The following is a 23374-nucleotide window of genomic DNA, read 5'->3' as shown; positions in this document are numbered from 1 at the left end:
AGATTCAGTTGAATGGTGTGAATATTTCACTAAGTTATTTAAATAGAGCTAGCAATTTACCAAAATGTTCACACTACTATTTAAATTCAATTATTGTTGATTTTGAAACTTTATCTGAAAGAATCTGTATAACTCCCCTTAATTCAAGTATTTTAGCTTGACTCTTTAAAGTCCACTTAAAAGAAGTGGTAGGTGATAATATTCTCGTAAATATTTCTTTTCTTCTAATCAATTTGACTTTCACATTAAATTTAAAGACTCAAACCACTAAACTTTTCACCTAATGCTATCTCACCTAATTGCTCAATAGCTCCTCGTCCATCATTGATAGTATAGAACTTCAATCCTTTAATCTTCACGCCATCTACTTCTTCCTCGAACACTAAATCGGATTCATGATCGTTAATATACATTAATAAATCTTCTTTCCACTGCTCACTCTCTAAAAGTTTGATACCTTTTGGTTCGATAAATATCTGTAAATAATAATCTGAGTTGGCAAGTAATAAGATAAAATCAGGTTGAAATGCTTCGAAATGAATATCGTTGGTATCTCTATCAAATTGATGCAACTTCAATTTGTCGCTTTTTACAGACTCACGATGCATATTTTCATCCATACGTACTAAATATACTTCACTATACTTTTCAGTTAGTACTGCAATTCGTTCTTTGATTCGAGCTACCAATTGTTGCTCTGTTTGATTTATAAATGCTGAATCATATACGAAGAAATCTTCATTAATATAATCTTGTCTACTTACATACTGAAAAACTTTCATACCAAATAAATTCATCCGTCCAGTATCATAATTCGGTTGACGTTTCTTATAATCAGTTATATATTCTCGTATTGGATATCCTATAAATTTATTGGTTCCAATTTCTTTACGATAACCATGCCTGATCTGTTGCTCCACCTGCCTTAAATAAATCTCAAATATCTCTAGTTTCGATTCTGGACTAAGGTCTTTGCTTCCCATACTTTTAGGTATTACAGCATAGATGGTTCTATTATTTAAGTTTAACCATGATTCATTCAAGAATTCTTTTCTCGATTTTAATACTGGTATATACTTTTTTAAATGATCAAAATGATAAAATGAATTTCGATTAAAAGCTTTCATAACTAATCTTGAATCTAATTGAATTACTTTTTGGAATGTATCAGAAAAATCATCTTGAACCTTATTAGAGTCGTAATTATATTCCTTTGTATTAAATTGCCAATTAACAATAATATCTGAACGATTGTCTACACCATATTTTGATAAATTGTCATAATGATCATCAGATACTATAACCCGTTCATTATAAAATATCAATCCACTCTTCCAAATATCTGTTTTTTTGAATGAAGGCTTTACTTTAACGTCAATCAACGGATTTTTCTTATCTTCCCCAGTTGGTAAATTCATTTCATTCAATGACTCCACCAGATTTTTTAGATATTGTGGTTCATTAATAGTATGGTAGTGCAATGTTTCAAGTAATAAACTATCAGCACCGCCAGCTTCGAAACGTCTTTTATGTGAAATTTCACCATTCAATCTAAAAGGATTATATCTAGCTCCACGTCCTATAAGTTGTGCTTCTGCCATGGTTGATACTTTATTCCCCTTAGCATTATCAGTATCAGAAATACGTACAATATCATAAAGGTTTAGCACATCCCATCCTTCAGTTAATTTCGCGACAGCAAAAACGACTCTGTATAAGTTTGAAGGATTTTCTAATGTATTTAATACTTCATAATAACCTTTCTCTAACATGTTCCCACGATCAGTATCATTGGCATTAATGATTCGGTTATTAGAAAATTGACGTTTCATTTCTCTAACAATTTCAGGTAAGTTATTAACGTTGTTCAAATAGTAACTATATGTTCTATACAGAGTTTCACTCTGTTCTTCTGACTTTTCATTAAATCTCAATCTAATAAACGACTCTATTTGTTGTGGATTTAGGTTTTCAATTAGATTTAAAAATTTACTTTCGGCTTGATTAGAATCAATTATTTTCGGAGATTTAAATAATATAACCGGCTTAATTTCAACATTATACATTTGTTTAGCATACAACCTTCTATACTCGCTTAACAAAATAACATCCATCATATTATCTATATCTTTGTTGCTGGATTGAATCCTTCGAATGTTCTTTGAATATCCATCAAGTATATACTTGTCCAGCGAATAACGAAATATTATTTTATCTTTATATTTCTCATAGACGTGTTTGTTCTCTAAATCAATAGTTGCCGTAAACTCTAATAATCGATTCTCAACATTTGATTCCAGTATCAACTCAATCGTTCTTTCCCAAGAACGTTCATCATCTTTTTCTTTCTTTGTACTAGCTGAATAATGATGGGCTTCATCCGCTAAAATAACCGTTTTATTTTCCTTATATTCTGTCAATCCCATAGTATTTTCTTTTTCAGTAAATAAATCACTTGCAATACCTTGAATTGTATCTAACTTTATGTAAATAACATTTTCTTTAGATATCTTTGGAAACTGTTTTACTTGTTCAATACGAATTCGATTGCTTTCAATTTCAATGGGATGGTTGAATAAATTTTTTATGGAGCTAATATCCGTTAAATTATCAATGGTTTTTTGTAGGACTGAGTTTGTATTTACCGTAAATAGAAATCTTTGATACCCCTTCTCTTTAAACAAATATAAGATTATACCTGCCATTAGATCAGTTTTCCCAGATCCTGTTGCCATGTTGAATAGAACATGATTTGATTGCAAGTATTTAAACTCATTATAATTTAATGAAAAGTGAAAATAATGTAGTGCCTTATCTTGATAATATCTAAAATGATGTTTCATATTATCATATATATACTGTGGGGTTTGATAATTTATCGTTCGTTCTTCTAAAGTTCCATCATATGCCATCAATGCATCTAATAGAGGTAAACTTGATTTCTTAACCAATGAAATCATCCTCCTTATAGAATGACTGATTAAATGAGTAATCAGTATCTGAAATTAAATCACGGACATTCACATCATCAATTTCAGAATAATTATAATAGAGTTGATTCTTATCAATTATTTTCAATAACAATTTTTTCTGTTCATCTAATAATGGTTCTTTCTCTAGAATATCCTCTAATTCTTGTAAATCTACTTTGAAATTTATATCTACATTCTTTAGCATTAGATTATAAATCTTGAATAAACTTTCGCTATCAATTGCTTTATATATTTGATTTATATAACCTTGACTCTTCTCCATTAATTCGGTATAAATAAATGAACCGCCCCCATGCCAATCAACAGCTTTAGAAATACCCCCTTGCTCTCCTTCAATAACTTTTTGAAGGCGGGGTACAGATACGGTATTAATATAGTCCATTTGTTCAATTCCAATAAATCGACGATTCATCTTCATAGCGACAGCTTGGGTGGTTGCTGAACCCATGAAAAAGTCGAGAACTAAATCTCCTTCATTGGAGCCTATATGAATAATTCTTTGAAGTAACTTTTCTGGTTTAGGTGTGGAAAAATCATACTCAGTATCTTCAAATAATCTAGAAATCTCTTTTCTAGCTTCTTGATTGTGTGAAACTTCTTGATGTTTCCAAATAGTTCCAGGAGTTAGTCCTTGTTTTACATCAGTTAAAAATCTCTTTAGCCTAGGAACGTTATCTCCTGATTCTCCAAACCAAATTCTATTTTGTGATATTAATTTACTTAAATTTTCTTTTGAAGTTCTCCAACATCTACCTTTGGGTGGATTTATTATTTTTCCTGACGGTGTTTCAATAGGATAATCGTATTCTTTTGAATAAGTCCGAACTGTTAAATCTGAAGATGACCATGGACCTCTCGGATCATTATCCGGATTTTTATATCTTTCATTCATTTTTTCAGTTCTCGCCAACAAGTTTATTTTGAATTTATCTATATTTTTACAATATACAAGTATATGATCGTGCATATCAGAAAAGAAAGTCGCATCATTTTGAGGGGAAAATTTCTTTTCCCATATGATATTTCCTATAAAGTTCTCTCTACCAAATAATTCATCGCAGAGGACTTTTAAATAGTGTGACTCATCATCATCAATATTTAACCAAATTGATCCCACTTCACTTAATAACTCATTAGCTATAGATAATCTATTATAAATAAAATTCAACCATGTTGAATGGTTAAATCTATCATTATACATAAATGAATCATTTCCAGTGTTATATGGTGGATCAATATAAATCAACTTTACTTTTCCAGCATACTTATCCTTCAAAGTATGTAATGCTAATAAATTATTTCCTTTAATGATTAAATTATCCTTATCATCAAAATTAGTAATTTCATGTTCTCCCTCTACATCATACCTTTTTGCATTAATTAAAATTTTTTTATCTAACATGATGTCAATTTCTTCGGAAGCAATTACCTCGTTATAAAAAGGCTCATCAGGCTTCAAATCATCTTTTTCAATATCTTCCTTTGTCATTCCTGCCTTTAGAACTGTGTCCTTATATGGAAAATCAAGCACTATATCGGATGATTCATCTAAAAACTTCCCATTAGAAGTTAATCCTATTCTCTTAGTATATTTTGTATGTGAATCCATCCAATAGTCATTCATTTCGAATGTCTCAATCAATTTATTGGTTTCAAATATCGTGTATTCATCGATTTTTTTAAAGTAATGCTTTTTAATTAAAGGCGCATTCAACATTGCTAAAATTAATTCTTCATCATATTTGTCAATATCCTCAATTACTTTAGATTTATTTAAATAACTTCCTGTATAATATTTATTACCAAATTGTTTCAATACAGAATGTAAACTATTCAAAATTTGCGTTTCCATACATTCACTCCTATTTTATGTTTCAATTTATAGTATTGTCTATGCTTACCAGATAATAATTCACTTGACATTTACTCCCCACTCGCATTTGTCAAATAATAGTTCTTCTTCAAGCAATACTTTCTTTATATACATCATGTTTCAACTATAATTCTATTACTTTATGATTACTTGGTAATTTTATTTTTTCTATTTTCCATGCAAACAAATCATAATATAATTGATGAACCATTATTAAACTGATTAATAGTAACTGCCTATTCTTATAATTGTACCTAAAAGCCCTTAATCCTTGCTCTGTATATTTAAAATGAATTATTTTATCTTTTCTGAACTTTTTAAGTAATCCAAGATACTTCCCAGCATTAAAATAATATTTTAACAAACTATACAAAATTTTTTATGCTTCACTTTTCTTTTTGTTCATCAAAAATATTCTGATACTTTTGTTCAATATCATATTTTTCTTTTTCATAATATCGAAAAATCTCTTCAAAATTTAAAGCAAATTGACTGTCAAAAAATTTAATAAACCAAAATAATTTATTACCAAAATCATCCAAATAATGTTCTAAAACTTCTTTTTTTGAACTAGACTTATCTTTTAGCTCATCTTTTGAAAAATATTTTAATAAATCTATTTTTTCATTTTCTTTACCATATTTTGGAATTAGTAATCTATTCATTTCTTGAGCTTTTTTTATTGAGCGATTATATTCGTCCATACTAATTAAACTTACAATTGTAGAGGATATTAGGTCAAATTCATCACTATCATTTATCGCTGAAAGATGTTTGTCTAGATAAGGTAATAAAATTTCTCTATAATTTTCATTCTCCTCTATCTTAAATTTAAACGGTTCTAAGTTATATTTTTTATATAGTTCAGCAAATTTCCAATCATTAGCTAACTTAGGCTCTAATTCATATGCTTTCCGTATAATATCTGAATCATGGCCATATATTAATTTTCCACTTATTAACATTTTTGAAAGTATATTAATAACTTCTGGATAATCTCTAACTGTTCCAACTGGATAACTACTACCTGATCTAATAAAAGGATTACTCAATGAATCTATTCCTTCAAATATTTCAAATAAGTATTCTCTTGGTGTTCCAAAGATAAACTCAGTTAAATCTTGGTCTGGTTTATCAGTCAATGATAGAATTTTTTTCTGGATTTTAGGCCTTGGTGCAACTCTGCCTTTCTCATAGTTATTTACAACACCCCTAGAAACACCAATTCTTTCTCCAAACTCTTCCATTGAGTAATTATTTAATTTTCTTAAGTCATGTATTTTTTTACCTAATCTTATTTTCGTTTGAGTATCCATTTGTTTTATCCAATCAATTTTTGTATCTTTTTTTATGTAAAATGTTGACTTTATTTGTGATACATTGTATAATTCTTCTTGTGAAGGTAAGTTTTATTTTTTTATTTAATTTGTATCTTTTTAAAAAGATACAAAAGAAAATTCTCTTATTCTTTATTATAACATACAAGGAGGTTTGTTCCATGCAACAAACAAAACAATTTTTAGATGCTTCAATTTCAATATTAGGGAATAAATTTATCGCAATTTCATATGAAGATAGCGTTAAATTTAACACCTCAGAAAAGGATGGAATAAAATTGATGGTTTCACTTCAAGATGAAAATTCACCAGTTTTTCTAGATTTGATTCAAGTTAAAGTGAGAAATACTAGTCCTAACTTATCAGTACATGAGTTAGCAAATTTAAAAGGCAAGCAAGTCAATTTTAAAAATTTAAGAATAGGGATTTATAACAGTCAATTTACTTTTGCTGCTGAAGATGTCTCAATAATAAATAAATCTGCTAAAGGAAATGAATAATGAAACATAAAGCAATAATACATATTATTCCACTTTCCAAATTTGTTTATTTGATTCCAGTCTTACTTGGAATGATTCCATTAATTAGTTACACGTTAATTACTCAAATATATAAAATACTAAACGGTTCAAATACTAATGATAACTTTAATAACTTTTTATTTTGGTCAATTGTATTTTTAATTGTTTCAATATTATTTTCAATAATCTTATTTTTAAAAAAGCAGTACTCTTTGAAATCGAAATTAAAACAAATAATATATAATAATAACTTTTATTCAAAAAATGAGCATGTAAGAGAGATATCAAAATCTTCGTATTTTCTTTTTTATAAAAAGAATAGTAAATTATTTTTAGAGTTCCATCCAAATGGTTTAAGTGTTGCTAATAAAATGAATGAACTTCAACCAATTTTAGAAACTGCATTAAACTTATACGTTGAAGAAGTAGACGATAGTAAGCCTAATTTTACATTATATGTTCTTTCTAAAAACAATGGGGGAAATAGAATCGATGTTAGTGAAAAATGGTGAACCTTTTATACAATTAGATAAAGAAAAAAATGGTTTTGGCATCTGGATCCTATGGGACAAGTAAGTGGACCTCGCTCAAGTGGAAAAACATTTTTTCTATACTATTTAATGTTGAGTGTTGCAGAAATAGGAGCAGATATTTATATCCTTGATCCAAAACGTAGTGATTTTTCCTCTCTCAAATATTGCTATCCTGAATCAGAAAGAGAATCACACGTTGCAACAACGCCAAATTCTATATGCAAAGTTTTAAGAGAATTAACTGAATTAATGAATGATAGATATGAAAAATACTTTCAAATTTCTTCAAGCACCCTTGGCTTTGATGCACAAAAATTAGGTTTACGTCCAATTTTTATTTTTTTTGATGAGGTACTATCCCTAATCGAAGAAGATAAAAAATTAGGAAAAGAGGCAGAACAATACCTCAAACAAATTATTTTAAAGGGTAGACAATCTGGTATTTACATTATCATTTCTTCACAAAGGCTGAGTGCTGACGTTTTAAATACAGTAATCCGAGAAAATTGTGGACTAAGAGTCATATTTGGAAAAGTTCAAGAAGAATCCTATAGAATGGCTCTAGGAGAATCTTTTAAAAAATTACCTAGAGCTGAAAAAGGTGTTGGAAAAGGATATATTTATCTAGACGGTCAGGGATGGCAAACGCCTAAAGCATTTATTGCACCATATATGGATAGTTCGAAGATGGATATTAAACAAATTTTTAAAAATCTATTGAATAATCCTCCTAAGGTTTATAAAGAATAATTAAGTAATAATTATCGCACAATAACAGTCCCTTATCTGTATAGAAAAAATTCGTCAACCTCGTTGACGAAAACGGAGTGGTTTTAGGCAGAGCCGATTCTATACAAATTAGGGACTTCCAATAGTGCGTAGCACTATTGCCTTTATTTATTATATAGGCAAACATTACGAGAAATTAGGACAATATGTTATACAATAAAAAGATTGTACAAACTCCTTCTTATCTCGAAATATGGGAATATGGAACTCCAATAAAAATAGGATTTACAAAGAAAAAGACTTCAAGTAAAACAAATAAAAAAATTGATGATATTGATAAGTTAAAACGATTAGTTAAATCACGAAAAAATGCAAAACATGAGTTGATGAGATTAATAGACACAAATTTTGACGAACGATTAACGAAATTTATTACAATAACGACTAAAGAAAATATTCAGGATCGAAAAATTTTTAACCAAGAATTTGATAAATTTATGAAACGATTAAACTATAATGTTTTTCACTCCAAGAAAAAAATGATTAAGTATGTTGCAGTTTTGGAAAAACAAAAACGAGGTGCTTATCATGCTCATATTTTAGTTTTCAATCTCCCATTCATAAAGTTTGAAAAACTTCGAGAATTATGGAAACTTGGAAGTATTAGAATTAATAAAGTGAATGTTGACTCTATAGATAATAGGGGAAGATATATCACAAAATATATGGAAAAAGGTATAGGGCAAGAACTAATTGAAAATAAAGGGAAAAAATCATATTATTCTTCTAATAATCTGAAACAACCATTTATGACAAAACTATTAGATGATGATTCTATTGATGACCTTGTATCTGACAAGTTTATTGTAAATCAATCCGAATACATCTCAAAAAAATATAAGGATGGTGAATGGATTGAAAATAAAGTTAAATACCGGAAAGTTAAAATTTGAAAGAACATACTATGCAAGTTATTTTACCTGATGAACAAGTTAAAGAAATTCAATTATTAGTTTCAAATGTTATCAAGTCAGAAATACAACAATTTAAAACTGATATTGGTCTTGAAAAACCATATTTGAATAAACTCCAAACTTGTCAGTATTTAGGTATTTCAAATAATACTCTAGACTCATGGATTAAGTTGGGTTTACCTGTAATTAAAATAGGAAAAACAATTAGATTTGATAAAAATGCAATAAATAGTTGGCTACAAAGCCACTAAAATTCTACCATGGTTCTTTAAATGACCATGGTTTTTAGTAAAGGTAAAAAGGACAGTAATATGACAATTACAAAAACCAAGAATGGCACTTATCGCCTGAGAGTATATATACCAGAAGAAGCAAAAAAATCACTCGGTATTGATAAAAAATTAATAGAAAAAAGGTTTAAATTAAGAAGTGATGCAAAGAAATATGAATTAGAACTTCAAAATAAAATTGATAATGCACTCAATGGTTCGTTTCAAAATATTCATGATACTGGTGATATATTATTCTCAGAATTCTACAAAAATATTTGGTGGAATTCTTATAAATCTGGTCAAACCACTACTACAAATAAACCACCATCAAAAGTTACAATAGATAATACTGAAATTGTTTTTAGACTTCATATTTTGCCATTGTTGGGTAATTATTCAATAAACTTTTTGAATCAGAACAAACAAGTAGTACTTAATCTATTAACTAAAAAAGCAGAAGAATATGCGAATTTCAAAGTAATAAGAAGTTATGTCAATTCAATATTTGACTGGGCTGAAGAACTTGAATATATTGAAGCAAATCGGGTTTCAAAGACAATTAAGAGAATAAAGGCTACTAAAAAAATAATGTTACAAGAATCAAAAGAAGATTCAGACTTATTTTTATCTCAAAAAGAACTATTAGAATGGTTTAAAGCGTTTGAAGAAGATCTTTTAAATAATAAAATTCTTTTTAAGGATTATGTTTTATTTTATACAACCTTTTTCCTTGGAGATAGGAAATCGGAAACTTATGCTTTACAGTGGAAACATATCGACTTTAATAGTCGTCAAATTCAACTAGTACAAGCCCTAGATAAATACAAAAACAAAAAAGCTACAAAAGGAAATAAAAAAACCACCTTTAATATCCCTCTTGAATTACAGGAACTACTTATTTCTTGGAAAAATCAACAAAAATTGGAACTCAGTAAACTTGGAATTAGTCAAACAAATGATCAATATGTTTTTACTTATATAGATACCAAAGGAAACTTAAATAGTCCTCTTCATACTGATTACTTAAATAATAAGATGAAATCAGTTAATAGAAGACATCCTGAGCTAAAGCATGCTACTCCACACAAATTAAGGCATACTGGAGCAACACTTGCTAAACAAGCTGGAACATCCTTGGAGGACATTTCTCAAGCTTTAACGCATAGTGATACCTTAATTACTAAAACATATGTTAATACATCAAACATAGTTCCTATGACTGTTGGTGAAATAGCCTTTAGAAATTTAAAAAACGAATAGTGTGAATTTTGGGGGAAAAATGGTGTGAAAAATCATAAATATTTACAAAAAAACACCCCATGGTGTGAACCATGAAGTGTTTCCAAATGTTGATATATAAGTGTATATTAACGTTTTGAGAACTGACTTGCTTTACGTGCTTTCTTAAGACCTGGTTTTTTACGTTCAACCATACGTGCGTCACGTGTAAGAAGGCCAGCGCGTTTCAATGAATCGCGGAAGTCTGGGTCTACTTGAAGAAGCGCACGAGCGATACCATGACGGATCGCACCTGATTGTCCACCGTAACCACCACCAACAACGTTTACGAAAACGTCGTATGAACCTTCAGTTGATGTAACTGCAAAAGGTTGGTTGATGATCAAACGTAGGTCAGCATGTGGGATGTATTCTTCTACATCTTTTTTGTTAACAGTGATTTTACCAGTACCTGGAACCAAACGAACGCGTGCAACAGCGTTTTTACGACGGCCAGTACCTGCATATTGTGCTTGTGCCATTATTTAATGCTCCTTTCCTCTTAGATAAGTCCTGAGATGTCAAGTACTTCTGGTTGTTGTGCTGCGTGAGTGTGCTCACCGCCAACGAAGACTTTCAATTTCATACCTTGTGCACGTCCAAGAGTGTTATGTGGAAGCATGCCTTTAACTGATTTTTCAATCAAGCGAACTGCGTTTTTAGAGCGAAGTTCACCAGCAGTGATTGATTTCAAACCACCTGGGTACATTGAGTGAGTGTAGTAAACTTTATCAGTCGCTTTTTTACCAGTTAATTTAACTTTTTCAGCGTTGATAACGATAACGAAGTCACCTGTATCAGTGTGTGGTGTGAAAGTTGGTTTGTTTTTTCCGCGAAGTACGCTAGCAACTACTGCAGAAAGACGTCCAAGTGGCACATCAGTTGCGTCAACAACGTACCATTTGCGTTCAACTTGGCCTGGTTTAGCCATGAAAGTTGTTTTGTTCATGATTTCTCCTATACGAATTCGTAATATTTGTTTACAGGGTGATGGGTGTTCCGTCCCATCGAAGGTATTTGGAAGGTTCCGGGGCCTTTCAAATGGGGTAAACAATACCGCCTACTATAATATCAAACTTAACAGGCTCTAGTCAAGTGCTTTAGCTATTTTTATTGGATTATTTTTTTTCATTTTTGGGGAATGGCAGAGCTGCTCTACTGATGTTAATGGGAATCATCAACCTCCCAAAAAAGGTCATCTAAGGTCTTATCAAGCACTCGACAAATGGCAATGCAAAGATTAATCGTTGGGTTGTAATCACCTTTTTCAACAGCGGCAATCGTTTGCCTGGAGACGCCTACTAAATCTGCTAGAGCTTGTTGAGACAAATCCTTGCCTGCACGCGCTGCTTTTAATTTGAGGTTCTTCATTCATCTGCCTCTTTAGCATCCAGATAATGACGATAGAGAATACTAGCTCCCATACTAAGAAGCGTTATTCCTAACACCATCAGAGACCCACTGCCGCCAACCTTGAAAAAGCTTCCCATTTTAAGCGGTCCTGTCATCATCTCTCTTACTGCCAAGCCTATAACGACTAAGCTCATTCCTGTTGCTATCATTCCCATTAGTATTCCGTGTTTTCCAAAGCGCCTATCCACAAATGGGGATGCTCCGTTGAGGTTACAATATGTCGTTTGAACTGCCAACCCTCCCCAGAGAGTCAACGTAAAAAGGAAACTTGCAGATACCAATTCCTCTGAAAAGCGGCTAATAAAGATTGACAACCAGGCAACCACAATCATAAACCAAAATCCAATAGTGTATCCTTTGAGAAGAATCTGTTTTTGGCGTTCATCATATTTGGGCAGCTTCTGATCGTTTCTTACCTTAGCATCTAGTACTTCTTTACTATCTATTCTCGTTTGGAGCTTTTTCGCTGTCTTTAATCCCCAGATCAATAATATGAGAAGGCTAGTCAACACAAGTGCTGCGCCTCCAAATAGGTAACGTTGAAAACTGGTTTTAGCCAACAGTGTCGCCACTAACACAACCAAATCCAGCACTGCTGTTATGATCATAAACACCCATTGTGACTTCACTACATTTTGTTTGCTATCAAGCATGGTTCACTTCTCCTTTAAAGCTTTATATGACAAATTATAAATTATTTTTATCTTTTTGTCAAATATATTTTACACTACGATTGATTTAACTATAAAAAAAAGGATTGATGATTTCTCTTCAATCCTCATAACTGATTAACGGGGATTCTGCCCAATAACAAAAACCGCCAAGGTGTTAGGTCCAACATGAGCTGAAATCACTGGTCCCAGAGGCATCATAAGTATGTCGCTAATAGCCTCACGTGCTAGAAGTTGCTCTCGTAACTTCTCAGCACCCTCTTGTCCACTGGTGTAAGACACAATCACCGTCGAATCCGCAATATCTTTTTCCACCTGCGCTACCATTTCTTTGATGGCTTTTTGACGGCCTCGAATCTTTGCGATAGGAACTAATTTCCCTTGTGCATCAATCCACAAGAGAGGCTTGATGCTGGCCAAGCTACCTAGAAAAGCAGAACTTTTTGATAACCGTCCACCGCGCATCAAATGAAAGAGATCATCTACCAAGAAATAAGTGCGTAGTCGAGGTAAGATATCTTCAATAAGCACTTTGGTTTCGCTAATCGTTTTGCCACTATCTCTAGCTTCCGCAGCTAGAATCGTTAAATAACCTTCACCGCCTGAAGCAGCCAAAGTGTCAACAACTTCTATCACGGCATCTGGATAATCTTCTAACACCATATCACGAGCCATCATAGCACTGTGATAGGTTCCTGAAAGGACTGATGAAAAAGCTAAATACAAAAGAGGCTTTTGATGCTTCGCATGCTCTCTGAAAACTGCCTCAAATTCTCCCACATTAATTTGACTGGTTTGAGGATGACTACCTGCTTTCATTTTTTCCAAGAGAGAATCGCTCCTAAGGCGATCTGGCCCTACCGTTTCATAGACCTTACCATCACATGTAATGGTTAATCCCATAAGAACTATATTATGGTCGTCCGCCCAAGAAGGGCACAAATCCGCAGTGGAATCTGTCATTAAAGTAAAAGTCATGGCGTCTCTCCTCATTAGATGTTCTTATTTAATTTGAACATCAAATTATTATCGCCTTATTCTATCAAAAAAACTCGCACTTGGCGAGTATAAAACTATCAATCCTCTAAATGCGTCATGAAGTCTTTTAATTGATTCATTTGACTTTGATCAAATGGTCTCAGTTTGGGTGTTTTTAAGTCAATTGCCTGAGCCATTTTATCTAAATCAGCTTTGACCGTATTAACCCTTTGCTCTAACTCTCTAGCAGTTACCCGCAGGGCACCTTGGGAGAAAATGGTCCACTGTTCATTCAAATCACTGGTTGCCACTTCTACTAAGTGAATCGCAGTGTTTAACTCTGCAGCCATGCGTTCAATGTAAGCATCAGCCGTTTCTTCTTCTTCGGTAAACACAACGGAGATTTTGTATTGGTCGTAACGCTGTCTCAATCCTGGCACATATTGAGCATCAAAAACACAAATAATGTTAATATTCTCAAAATGGGCATAATGGTTAAGTTTTGTTAAAAGTATGTTACGTGCCTGATCTAGCTGATTGGTTTTAAATAGTTGACGTGTAGATTGCCAAAAAGCAATCATATTATAACCATCAACTAACAAAATACGTTTTTTCATTAGTTATAGTCTATTACGGAAAACTTCATACATCAAAATAGCTGCCGCGACACTAGCATTTAGGCTTTGTACATGACCGTTCATCGGAATCGTAATCATCTCATCAACCTGTTTTTTAATGTTGGCCGAAATCCCTTTCCCTTCATTTCCAATAATCAGGGCTAACTTCCCGCTGGTATTCCAACGATGCGAGGGTGTTCCATTCATGTCTGTACCAAATGTCCAGAATCCTTTTGCTTTCAGCTTATCCAGCGTTTGACTGAGATTAGTTACACGGGCAATCGGAACATGCTCCACAGCTCCTGTTGACGTTTTTGAAACAACCGGTGTGACGCCGACGGCACGATGTTTAGGTATAATCACCCCACACACATTGGTCGCGTCAGCTGTTCGCAGAATAGACCCTAAATTATGAGGGTCTGTCAAACCATCTAAAATCAAAATCAAAGGGTTGTCTTCTTGCTCTCCTTTTTCTAAAATCACATCTAACTCGGTATAAGCAAAGGCTGATACTCTAAGAACAAAACCTTGATGAACTGCTCCTTCTGTCATTTCTGATAAGGTTTTCTTAGGGGTCCAGGAAATAGACACCTTCTTCTCAGTGGCTAAACGCTTGATGTTATCAACGTTTTTTCCTCTTAAATCCTCTTGGATATAGAGTTTGTTTCCTGTATTAGCATGGAGACTTTCCGTCACAGCATGGACACCATAAACGATGTCGTTTGTTTCAATAGTATCTTTATCTTTCATAGTTCTTATTATACCACGGATGCCTCAAAATAGATGTGTCAGCTCATTTATTTTCGCTTAGCGACTTTTTGGATAACAAGAAACAAGCTCAAAGCAACGACTGTCACTAAACCTGATAAAAGCCAAGGAAATCCTTTTTTAGGTTCCGTCTTCTCTTCTTCTCGGTCTGCTAACATTTTAGTGCCTTGGTTTTTATCTTCGTGAGCACCTGAAGTAACCTTAGCAGATGCTGTTTTTTGAGAAGTATTCCCTTGGGTTGTTCTTGTTATTTGCTGGTTAGCATTGCCATTTGTCCCTGAAGCCAAGTTTGACTGCTGCCCATCAGTTGTAGTGCTAGCAGTAGACTGGCTGTTTTGGTTGGGTGTTGTGGTCTTTTTGTCATTACTTGTTGGGGATTTTTTAGCTTTAGTCTGATCAAAATGAACAGCTGTCGATTGACCACTAGCCACCGCTTCCTTGTCCTGAACACTCACCGCAACACGGTAATCATTGCTTTTTAGACCAGTTAAATCAAACCAAGCTGTAAATCGACGTTGTCCTGGTGTCATGGTATAAACCCAGCTGGTAATGGTATTGCCATTGGCATCTTGAAGCATAACAGTTGCTTGAGCAGATTGACTAACCGGTTGCTCGGTCGCAATAGTTGCGTCAATATACGGTTCATTTCCACGCATACTTGCGTCTACATTAACCTGATTAGTTTTGGTTTCTGCGGTCACCTTGTCTGGTTGACTGTCCTCTGCATGGACAGCATAAGGTGAGCTCACAGATAAAACAGAAGCTATAAGTAATGTGGTTGAGATTAATCCAAGTGATTTTTTTATAGATGTCATAACAGGGGCCTCCTCTGTGTTTCGTTTTTTTACTCTTTCATTATAATCTATTCGAAAATTTTTGCAATAGTTTTGTGTCTTTTTTGTTAAAAATATTTCAAATATATTACAATTATTTCTTTAAAAAGTCAGTAAGTTCCTCTAAGAGAATTTGTCTATCATGTCCTCAAAAAATAGTATCACTGTTTGCATTCTATGAGGCATAAGCGGATCCAAACTCATACGTTACGCCCAATCAAAAACGCCAGAAACATGACATTTCTGGCGTTCGGAAATTTTAAGACCTAGGTTAAAAATCTAGTAAGGCGTTGCTACCGTCCGTGCTACCTAAGTCAAGTATCATAAAAAATAATAACTTTGAAGAGAGTAGACTTTTTCTTCAGTCTGAATCTCCTTTAAAGAGCTTTTCTTTAGTCGTCAACGCATTCTTTAATGGTTGCTTTGTGGTCAGTCATGCTTTGAAGGGCGTATTCCAAAATAAGAATAATAAAAAGCGTCAGTAAACTGCCTATGAACACACCTAAAAAGCGAATGGTTAAGACAGAATGTCTAAAATAATTCGACAGCGCCATTAAAATAATCACTTGAGGATTGGTAAAGAAATTAGCAATCGTATACTGTCTGGGCATATAGTATTCGGTTAAAAAATTAAAGAGGACTAGCAGTAAAATCAGATAAGTAATACTGACATGAAGCTGGATAATACCTAGTCCAATCACAATACCGACTATCGTTCCTAGAACACGTCCGATTGTTCTTTTTTTGATGTGTTCTAGATGCTCACCAGACAAGACAGCTGCTGAAGAAATTAAGACCCAATAACCTCCTTTATCAATTAACAGGTAGGCAATATAACTGGTGACAAATAAAATGCTGGAAAAATGACTAGCCTTTACTAAAACTGTGGGGTCCTTGGTTAACATGAATTGGTAGCGCTGCTTTAACGTTAGTCTTTTTGGGACGTAAGGCCACAAGGAAAATGGTAAGTTTAACAGTCGTGAAATTTCAACACCTACTATAACGGAAACCACTACTCCCAGAAGAAGTCCCCAAACATGATAGGTTAGAATCCCATGAAGAGGTTTTTGAAAATTGTAACCCGTAGCAAAAACCATTAACACAAAAAAATAATCTGGCTTAGGAATCCGGTAAAGTTTAGTGATTAAAAAAGCCCCAAATGACAAACTAGCTGTGACAAAAGGCAGTAACCTTGGGGAATAAGCTGTACTTGCTCCTAAGAGAAACGCTATTAATAAAGCCAATCCATGTAAGGAAATAGCTTTGACATTATAGTAAACCGAGCGGTCTTGAAAAGCTAAAAAGGCAAAAGCTCCCAGTACTCCTAATGTCCCTAGCGTTAAATTATGTATCAGCACCGCAATCATCATGACAATTCCTGTTGACAGGGCTGCTCCTATTGGTTTTAAATAGCTAGCTTGCATTAAATCCTCCTCAATATTATGTCATCATCATTAGTTCTATGCCACTAGCAAAAATGGCATACACGATTATTTTGAAACAATGAAAGAGAGCCTCCTAGGAGAACTCTCGCGCATGGTTATGCATTCTTTTCCACATAGGTGATACACCATGTAATCAATTCTTCTAAACGAGCCTTTTGGTCAGTCATATCAAGATAGCCCATGACGGCCTCAAATCCTGTTGACATCCGATAAGTCACCACGTCCGCATTTTTAGCTTTGGTGTGACTGTTGGTGTTGCGACCACGTCTGTAAATGTCTTCTTCTTTTTCGGTCAATAGCTGCGCTTCTAACATAGCCTGAATCAGATTAGCTTGTGCCTTTGCAGAAACGTATCTCGTTGCTAAATGGTGTAGTTGGCTAGGTTTCGTTTTGCCTTGAAAAATCAAATGGCGGCGAATATAGTAGGAATAAACCGCATCCCCCTCAAAGGCTAGGGCAATGCCATTGATCAAATTCACATCAACTGGATTAGTCACGTGTCCACCTCACACCATCTTTGGTATCTAGCAACTTGATGCCTTGAGCTGCTAACTGATCTCGGATAGCATCAGCTGTGGCAAAATCACGGTTTGTGCGGGCCTCTTGTCGCTTGGCAATCAAAGCTTCAATGTCAGCATCCAGAACCTCTTCTTCAAAAACAATCCCAAATACGGCTAAGATTTTTTCAAACGCTTCTTTAACCATTCCAGTGTAAGAACCAGAATTAATCCACTTAGCCATGTCAAACACTACGGTAATACCATTTGCTGTGTTAAAATCATCGTCCATAGCGTCTTGGAAAGCTGTGACAAAGCGTTTTAGCTCTTGCTCATCTGCCGTTTCTGTCAGAGGCTGTTGGAAAGTGTTTTTGAGGTATTTGAGATTGACTTCCGCATCACGAATAGCCTTATCTGTGAAATTAATTGGTTTTCGGTACTGTTGTGTGGCAAGGAAAAAGCGTAAAACCTGACCATCAACGGTTTGTAACATGTCATGAACGGTCACAAAATTACCTAGTGACTTGGACATTTTTTCATTATCGACATTGACAAACCCGTTATGCATCCAATAGTTAGCAAAAGTCTTGCCTGTTTTGGCCTCAGATTGAGCAATTTCATTGGTATGATGAGGAAATTCCAAATCAGCGCCACCACCATGAATATCGATGGTGTCACCAAGAATTTCAGTAGCCATCACAGAACATTCAATATGCCAGCCTGGACGACCAGATCCCCAGGGGCTATCCCATGAAACCTCACCTGTCTTGGCTGATTTCCAGAGGGCAAAATCTAATGGGTTTTCTTTCAAACTTGTCTCAGCATCTGTCCGACCGCTTGCTCCAACTTCCAGTTCTGAGAGGGTTTTATTAGCTAGTTGGGCATAATGCTCTGACTTTTCTACCCGAAAATACACATCACCAGCTACTTCGTAAGCAAAGCCTTTTTCGATAAGTACTTGGACAAATGAAATGATTTCAGTCATATAATCCATAACACGCGGATTTTGCGTAGCTGGTTTAACACCAAGCGCCTTGGTATCTTCCATAAAAGCTGCAATAAAGCGATCTGACAACTCTTTTGGAGAAACACCTGCTTGAGCAGCTGCTTTGATGATTTTATCATCCACATCCGTAAAATTGGAAATGTAATTGACCTTATAGCCAGCATACTCAAAATAACGTCGAATTGTGTCAAAAGCGACCGCTGATCTGGCATTTCCAATATGAATATAATTATAGACTGTTGGTCCACAAACGTACATATTGACTGTATTTTCAGTCAAGGGCACAAACTCGCGGAGCGAACGGGTCATGGTATCATAAATTTTGATCATGTAAACTCCTTATTCAATGGTGTGGCGTTAGTCCTCATCTTGGTAATTTGAGTCTTTTTCTGAAATGGTATTCCACTTTTGTAATAGTTTCATATTAATGGCAAGACCGATGAGCCAGAACAAAGTCAAAATAAAGTAAACAACTGCTTTAACCATTTCTTGTCTCAACAAAAAGACAAGTCCGGCTATTAGCGTAATACTAGCCACAAGTATAGATAAACCAAGGATGACATAGATGCCAACTGTTACTTTTTTCATGATGCTCCTTTATTAACGAAAAACCTTCACAAGCTGTGAAGGTCAGTCCAATTAACTAAGCTTAACGGACTTCTTTGCTATTTTTGTAAAGTTCCCAGACAGTGATAATAAATCCTCCGACTGATAGCATTAGCCAAATCCCACTCTCACTCAGCAAGGAATCCCCCAAAATTTTAAGGCATGCAAGAGCATTAGCAAGTTTAAAAAATTCTTCTGCACATCAGTCATCAGCTGTCTTTTTTAATTGACCTATAACTTTGACGAGTAGTAAGAGGCTTCTCGTTGTTCTTGTAAACTCTGGATTTGGAGACTATCTTTTTGACCGTGGACACGAACAATTTTAGCTGGCACACCTACAACTGTGACATCTTCAGGAACGTCTGACAACACCACAGCTGCTGCTCCAACTTTAGCATTAGCTCCAATTTCAATAGGCCCAATAACCTGGGCATGAGCCGAAATTAAGGCTCCTTGGCGAACAGTCGGGTGGCGTTTCCCACGGTCTTTTCCGGTTCCACCTAGGGTCACCCCATGATAAAGCATCACGCCTTTTTCAACGATAGCTGTCTCACCAATGACAAGTCCTGCACCATGGTCAATGAAAACACCAGGGGCAATCTGTGCCCCGGGATGAATTTCAATCTGTGTCCAAAACCGCCAGAATTGACTGTGCATCCTGGCTAATAATTTAAAATGGTGCTGCCACAAAAAGTGCGATAGGCGGTGGGCAGCCAAAGCTTTGATGCCTGGGTAAGTAAGGATGACTTCAAGGCTGCTACGAGCAGCCGGGTCCAGAGCCTTAACGATAGCAATACTTTCTTTCCACCAACCCATAGCGACTCCTATGCTTGATCTAAATCTGACCAATCAACAAGAATTTGCTGGTCATCAAAGGGGTTGATAGCAACTCCGAAAGTCTCATCAAGGTCATTCTCACCATTTCTCGGTTGGTAAATATCGTCAATTGTCCAGGTAAGAATAACCCCTTCAGCTTTTCTAAAGAGACCGCCAAAGTCATCTTGGTTGTACCACTTAGCAAAGCTTTGTAGATTCGAAAAGGCAGGAACATAGCTTTTCCCTTCAGGAGTTGACATGGTAGGAAAAAGGCGATCGTAATGGTTATCATCTTTAGGATAGACAAAGGCAGGAACAAGGTAGACCTTGTCCATCGTATCTGCCGCCACATTGTCATCACTCATAAGTGCATTTAACACCGTAGTGTAATGGTTCATAAATTGAATCATGTCACTGCTTTTGAAAATGGTGGAGTTCCCAAAATCTCCCTTTTTCTTAAGGTTAAAAGCCAATCCAGCCGCACCAGATGTAATGACCTCTTCTAGCACTGCAAGTGCAGAGCGCTCCAACCAATACTGACCTTGAGCACTCTTTTGTTCCTCTTTAAAGAGGGCCATATCTTCCTTATCGGTAAAAACAGGGGTAACCTTGACACCTTCGACCTCTATAACGTAGGGTTCTTTAGTAGCCCAGACGGGGAAATTATGGAAGGCGTTGACAAGGGCAACACTATCCAAAAAATTATCAGGCGCATTGATAAAGGCTCTTAACCGAACATCTAATTCATTGAGTTTAGTCATGATTTTCTTCTTTTTTCATTTCTTTTTTCTCTGGTTTTGGTGGGCGTGGGATCAAGGCCTTCATTGAGGCATCCACACGACCTTTCTCATCAATCTTAATGACCTTAACATCAACTTCTTCACCCACTTCGAGAACATCTGACACGTTGGTTGTTCTCGTCCAAGCAATTTCAGAAATGTGAACAAGAGCATCTGTCTTGTCAAAGAGGTTGACAAAGGCACCAAATTTCTCAATACGGACAACCTTAGCATGGTAAACTTCGCCTACCTTAGCTTCACGAACTAGGCCAGCGATGATTTCTTTAGTGCGGTTAATGGCAGCTTGGTCACTTGAGTAGATAGAGACATTTCCTTCGTCATCAATATCAATTTTGACACCCGTTTCGGCAATAATCTTATCAATGGTTTCGCCACCTTTACCAATAACCACTTTGATTTTATCCACGTCAATCTTGATGGTGTCAATTTTCGGTGCAGTTGGTGCTAACTCAGGACGTGGTTCAGCGATAGTTTCTTCAATCACATCAAGGATTTCAAAGCGAGCTTTTTTAGCTTGTGCAAGAGCTTCTTCTAGGATTTGAGGGGTGATCCCTGCAATCTTAATATCCATTTGAAGGGCTGTAATCCCTTCACGAGTTCCTGCCACTTTAAAGTCCATATCTCCAAAGTGGTCTTCAAGACCCTGAATGTCAGTCAAGACAGTATAATTTGTCCCATCGGAAATGAGACCCATGGCAATCCCTGCGACAGGCGCCTTAATCGGCACACCACCAGCCATTAAGGCAAGGGTACCAGCACAGATAGAAGCCTGAGAAGACGAACCGTTAGATTCTAGAACTTCGGCAACTAAACGAATGGCATAAGGAAATTCTTCTAAGCTTGGCAAGACTTGTTCGAGAGCGCGTTCACCTAAGGCACCGTGTCCAATTTCACGACGACCTGCGGCTCCGTAACGACCAGTTTCACCAACTGAATATTGTGGGAAATTGTAGTGATGCAAAAAGCGTTTTTTGTACTCTGGGGCCAGACCATCAATGATTTGAGTTTCTCCCATTGGTGCCAAAGTCAAAACTGATAGCGCCTGAGTTTGACCACGTGTAAAGAGACCTGATCCATGTACTTTTGACAAGAAGTCAACCACAGCATCAAGCGGACGAATTTCGTCAATCTTACGACCATCAGGACGAATCTTGTCCTCTGTAATGAGGCGACGTACTTCAGCGTGCTCCATTTGTTCAAGGATTTCTGCCACGTAACGCATAATGGTTGCTAGGTTTTCGTCTTCTGCGTAACGCTCTTCGTATTCAGCCTTAACCATTTCTTTAACGGCTTCTGTGGCTGCTTCACGTGCTTTTTTCTCTTCAACTTGAACAGCTTTTTGCAACTGGACATTGTATTTAGCTACAATATCAGCTTGTAAGTCTGCATCAACCTGTAACAGTTCAACTTCGGCTTTTTCTTTACCAACAGCGGCTACGATTTGTTCTTGGAAGGTAATTAATTCTTGAATAGCTTGGTGACCTTTTACAAGAGCCTCAAGCATGATGTCTTCTGATAATTCTTTGGCACCAGATTCAACCATGTTGATAGCTTCTTTACTACCAGCGACGGTTAATTCTAAGAGCGACGCCTCCATTTGTTCTTTATCTGGGTTAATGATGAACTCGCCATCAATATAGCCAACTTGAACACCTGCAATCGGTCCATTAAATGGAATATCTGAGATTGACAAGGCCAGAGATGAGCCAAACATCGCTGCCATTGGAGCGCTAGCATTTTCATCATAAGAAAGGACAGTGTTAATCACTTGTACTTCGTTACGGAAACCTTCGGCAAACATTGGACGAATCGGGCGGTCGATCAAGCGAGCTGTCAAGGTCGCATCTGTTGAAGGGCGTCCCTCACGTTTCATGAAACCTCCTGGGAATTTACCAGCGGCATACATTTTTTCTTCGTAATTAACTTGAAGAGGGAAGAAATCACCCGTTGCCATTTTCTTAGACATAACAGCTGCGGTCAGAACGGTTGATTCTCCGTAACGAACAACGGCTGCCCCGTTGGCTTGCTTAGCGACTTGACCAACTTCAACAACAAGGGGTTTCCCTGCAAATGTTGTTGTAAAGGTTTGTTTTGACATATATTCTCCTTTTAGTCCTCAGAAAGTCAATATGGTCATTGACTTCTGCTTAAATTCAATTGTTATACGTTGTTTTGCTACAAAAAGCAACCTGTCAGGCTTGTCACAAGCTCCTCTTTGTATCAAACGACGTATCTGCTACATTTTACCATAAAATAGCAGAAATTTCACTGTCAGATCGCAATCTCTTCACGCCGTACGCATGAAAACTTTCTCTTCATCCTTTTGTGCCCGGACATCAATTTTGAAAAGATTCCTTTTTAAATCAATCATCTGCTTAGCCTCTTTCTCCAAATAATTGGACTAAATAATCTTT

Annotated in this window: 25 protein-coding genes; 6 read left to right on the top strand and 19 right to left on the bottom strand. The window is 35.5% G+C overall.

Annotated features, from left to right (window positions below):
• Positions 1 to 251: 251 nt before the first annotated feature.
• The 4 genes from ACYTR8_RS08240 to ACYTR8_RS08225 all read right to left on the bottom strand — a co-directional run bounded on the left by ACYTR8_RS08240 (position 252) and on the right by ACYTR8_RS08225 (position 6182).
• Entirely contained in the window at positions 252 to 2960 is a 2709-nt protein-coding gene (locus tag ACYTR8_RS08240; RefSeq protein WP_247205531.1) for a DEAD/DEAH box helicase family protein, read from the bottom strand.
• Complete coding sequence (locus ACYTR8_RS08235) at positions 2944 to 4845, bottom strand: site-specific DNA-methyltransferase (RefSeq protein ID WP_247205530.1); 1902 nt, start codon at positions 4843 to 4845, stop codon at positions 2944 to 2946. The genes ACYTR8_RS08240 and ACYTR8_RS08235 overlap by 17 nt, the downstream gene beginning before the upstream one ends.
• A 145-nt stretch (positions 4846 to 4990) precedes the next feature.
• Positions 4991 to 5230 carry a DUF7226 domain-containing protein gene (locus ACYTR8_RS08230; RefSeq protein WP_479641991.1) on the bottom strand — a complete coding sequence of 80 codons (240 nt, stop codon included), beginning with the start codon at positions 5228 to 5230 and terminating at the stop codon, positions 4991 to 4993.
• Between the two features lie 22 nt (positions 5231 to 5252).
• Positions 5253 to 6182 carry a helix-turn-helix transcriptional regulator gene (locus ACYTR8_RS08225; RefSeq protein WP_479641990.1) on the bottom strand — a complete coding sequence of 310 codons (930 nt, stop codon included), beginning with the start codon at positions 6180 to 6182 and terminating at the stop codon, positions 5253 to 5255.
• Positions 6183 to 6364: 182 nt separating this feature from the next.
• On the opposite strand from ACYTR8_RS08225, the gene ACYTR8_RS08220 reads away from it, so the two are divergent.
• From ACYTR8_RS08220 to ACYTR8_RS08195, 6 genes are all read left to right on the top strand, one after another.
• On the top strand, positions 6365 to 6703 hold the full coding sequence (locus ACYTR8_RS08220; protein ID WP_001187920.1) for a hypothetical protein: 339 nt from the start codon (positions 6365 to 6367) through the stop codon (positions 6701 to 6703).
• Positions 6703 to 7236 (top strand): hypothetical protein, encoded by a 534-nt coding sequence (locus ACYTR8_RS08215; protein ID WP_479641989.1) that lies wholly within the window; start codon positions 6703 to 6705, stop codon positions 7234 to 7236. Before ACYTR8_RS08220 ends, ACYTR8_RS08215 begins: the two co-directional genes overlap by 1 nt.
• 51 nt (positions 7237 to 7287) lie before the next feature.
• Entirely contained in the window at positions 7288 to 8007 is a 720-nt protein-coding gene (locus tag ACYTR8_RS08210; protein WP_017645450.1) for a type IV secretory system conjugative DNA transfer family protein, read from the top strand.
• 185 nt (positions 8008 to 8192) lie between these two features.
• Positions 8193 to 8939, top strand: a complete 747-nt coding sequence (locus ACYTR8_RS08205; RefSeq protein WP_000966632.1) for a rolling circle replication-associated protein — start codon at positions 8193 to 8195, stop codon at positions 8937 to 8939.
• 11 nt (positions 8940 to 8950) lie between these two features.
• Positions 8951 to 9211, top strand: a complete 261-nt coding sequence (locus tag ACYTR8_RS08200) for a helix-turn-helix domain-containing protein (RefSeq protein ID WP_001196072.1) — start codon at positions 8951 to 8953, stop codon at positions 9209 to 9211.
• A 60-nt stretch (positions 9212 to 9271) separates the two neighbouring features.
• The gene (locus ACYTR8_RS08195) at positions 9272 to 10492 is read left to right on the top strand and encodes a tyrosine-type recombinase/integrase (protein WP_479641988.1); all 1221 of its coding nucleotides are present in this window, start codon (positions 9272 to 9274) and stop codon (positions 10490 to 10492) included.
• Between the two features lie 107 nt (positions 10493 to 10599).
• Here the strand turns inward: ACYTR8_RS08195 and rpsI are convergent, their stop codons facing one another.
• The 15 genes from rpsI to pnp all read right to left on the bottom strand — a co-directional run bounded on the left by rpsI (position 10600) and on the right by pnp (position 23058).
• Entirely contained in the window at positions 10600 to 10992 is a 393-nt protein-coding gene (rpsI, locus tag ACYTR8_RS08190; RefSeq protein WP_002982716.1) for a 30S ribosomal protein S9, read from the bottom strand.
• 20 nt (positions 10993 to 11012) lie between these two features.
• The gene (gene rplM / locus ACYTR8_RS08185) at positions 11013 to 11459 is read right to left on the bottom strand and encodes a 50S ribosomal protein L13 (RefSeq protein WP_002982710.1); all 447 of its coding nucleotides are present in this window, start codon (positions 11457 to 11459) and stop codon (positions 11013 to 11015) included.
• Between the two features lie 215 nt (positions 11460 to 11674).
• A complete protein-coding gene (locus ACYTR8_RS08180; protein ID WP_011285176.1) occupies positions 11675 to 11881 on the bottom strand; it encodes a helix-turn-helix transcriptional regulator in 207 nt (68 codons plus the stop codon).
• The gene (locus ACYTR8_RS08175) at positions 11878 to 12576 is read right to left on the bottom strand and encodes a hypothetical protein (protein WP_479641987.1); all 699 of its coding nucleotides are present in this window, start codon (positions 12574 to 12576) and stop codon (positions 11878 to 11880) included. Before ACYTR8_RS08175 ends, ACYTR8_RS08180 begins: the two co-directional genes overlap by 4 nt.
• A gap of 135 nt (positions 12577 to 12711) precedes the next feature.
• A complete protein-coding gene (locus ACYTR8_RS08170; RefSeq protein ID WP_479641986.1) occupies positions 12712 to 13572 on the bottom strand; it encodes a DegV family protein in 861 nt (286 codons plus the stop codon).
• Between the two features lie 98 nt (positions 13573 to 13670).
• Positions 13671 to 14189, bottom strand: coding sequence for an NYN domain-containing protein (locus ACYTR8_RS08165; protein WP_003049554.1), 519 nt, complete (start codon positions 14187 to 14189; stop codon positions 13671 to 13673).
• Positions 14190 to 14192: 3 nt separating this feature from the next.
• Entirely contained in the window at positions 14193 to 14939 is a 747-nt protein-coding gene (rlmB, locus tag ACYTR8_RS08160; protein ID WP_479641985.1) for a 23S rRNA (guanosine(2251)-2'-O)-methyltransferase RlmB, read from the bottom strand.
• 47 nt (positions 14940 to 14986) lie between these two features.
• Entirely contained in the window at positions 14987 to 15772 is a 786-nt protein-coding gene (locus ACYTR8_RS08155) for a hypothetical protein (RefSeq protein ID WP_479641984.1), read from the bottom strand.
• Between the two features lie 410 nt (positions 15773 to 16182).
• Positions 16183 to 17214: an FUSC family protein gene (locus ACYTR8_RS08150; protein WP_269759991.1), complete on the bottom strand. Its 1032-nt coding sequence runs from the start codon at positions 17212 to 17214 to the stop codon at positions 16183 to 16185.
• A gap of 116 nt (positions 17215 to 17330) precedes the next feature.
• A complete protein-coding gene (locus tag ACYTR8_RS08145) occupies positions 17331 to 17732 on the bottom strand; it encodes a Mini-ribonuclease 3 (protein ID WP_003061211.1) in 402 nt (133 codons plus the stop codon).
• Positions 17725 to 19068, bottom strand: a complete 1344-nt coding sequence (cysS, locus tag ACYTR8_RS08140; RefSeq protein WP_479641983.1) for a cysteine--tRNA ligase — start codon at positions 19066 to 19068, stop codon at positions 17725 to 17727. Before cysS ends, ACYTR8_RS08145 begins: the two co-directional genes overlap by 8 nt.
• Before the next feature lie 27 nt (positions 19069 to 19095).
• A complete protein-coding gene (locus tag ACYTR8_RS08135; RefSeq protein WP_269759989.1) occupies positions 19096 to 19326 on the bottom strand; it encodes a hypothetical protein in 231 nt (76 codons plus the stop codon).
• Between the two features lie 249 nt (positions 19327 to 19575).
• Positions 19576 to 20160, bottom strand: a complete 585-nt coding sequence (cysE, locus tag ACYTR8_RS08130; protein WP_269759988.1) for a serine O-acetyltransferase — start codon at positions 20158 to 20160, stop codon at positions 19576 to 19578.
• Positions 20161 to 20168: 8 nt separating this feature from the next.
• Positions 20169 to 20921, bottom strand: coding sequence for an SseB family protein (locus ACYTR8_RS08125; RefSeq protein WP_111715045.1), 753 nt, complete (start codon positions 20919 to 20921; stop codon positions 20169 to 20171).
• Positions 20914 to 23058: a polyribonucleotide nucleotidyltransferase gene (gene pnp / locus ACYTR8_RS08120; RefSeq protein ID WP_479641982.1), complete on the bottom strand. Its 2145-nt coding sequence runs from the start codon at positions 23056 to 23058 to the stop codon at positions 20914 to 20916. Before pnp ends, ACYTR8_RS08125 begins: the two co-directional genes overlap by 8 nt.
• Between the last annotated feature and the right edge of the window lie 316 nt (positions 23059 to 23374).

This window comes from Streptococcus sp. F2 (assembly GCF_056500955.1).
The sequence above is the reverse complement of the archived record's forward strand: the minus strand, read 5'-3'. Positions and strand labels throughout refer to the sequence as shown.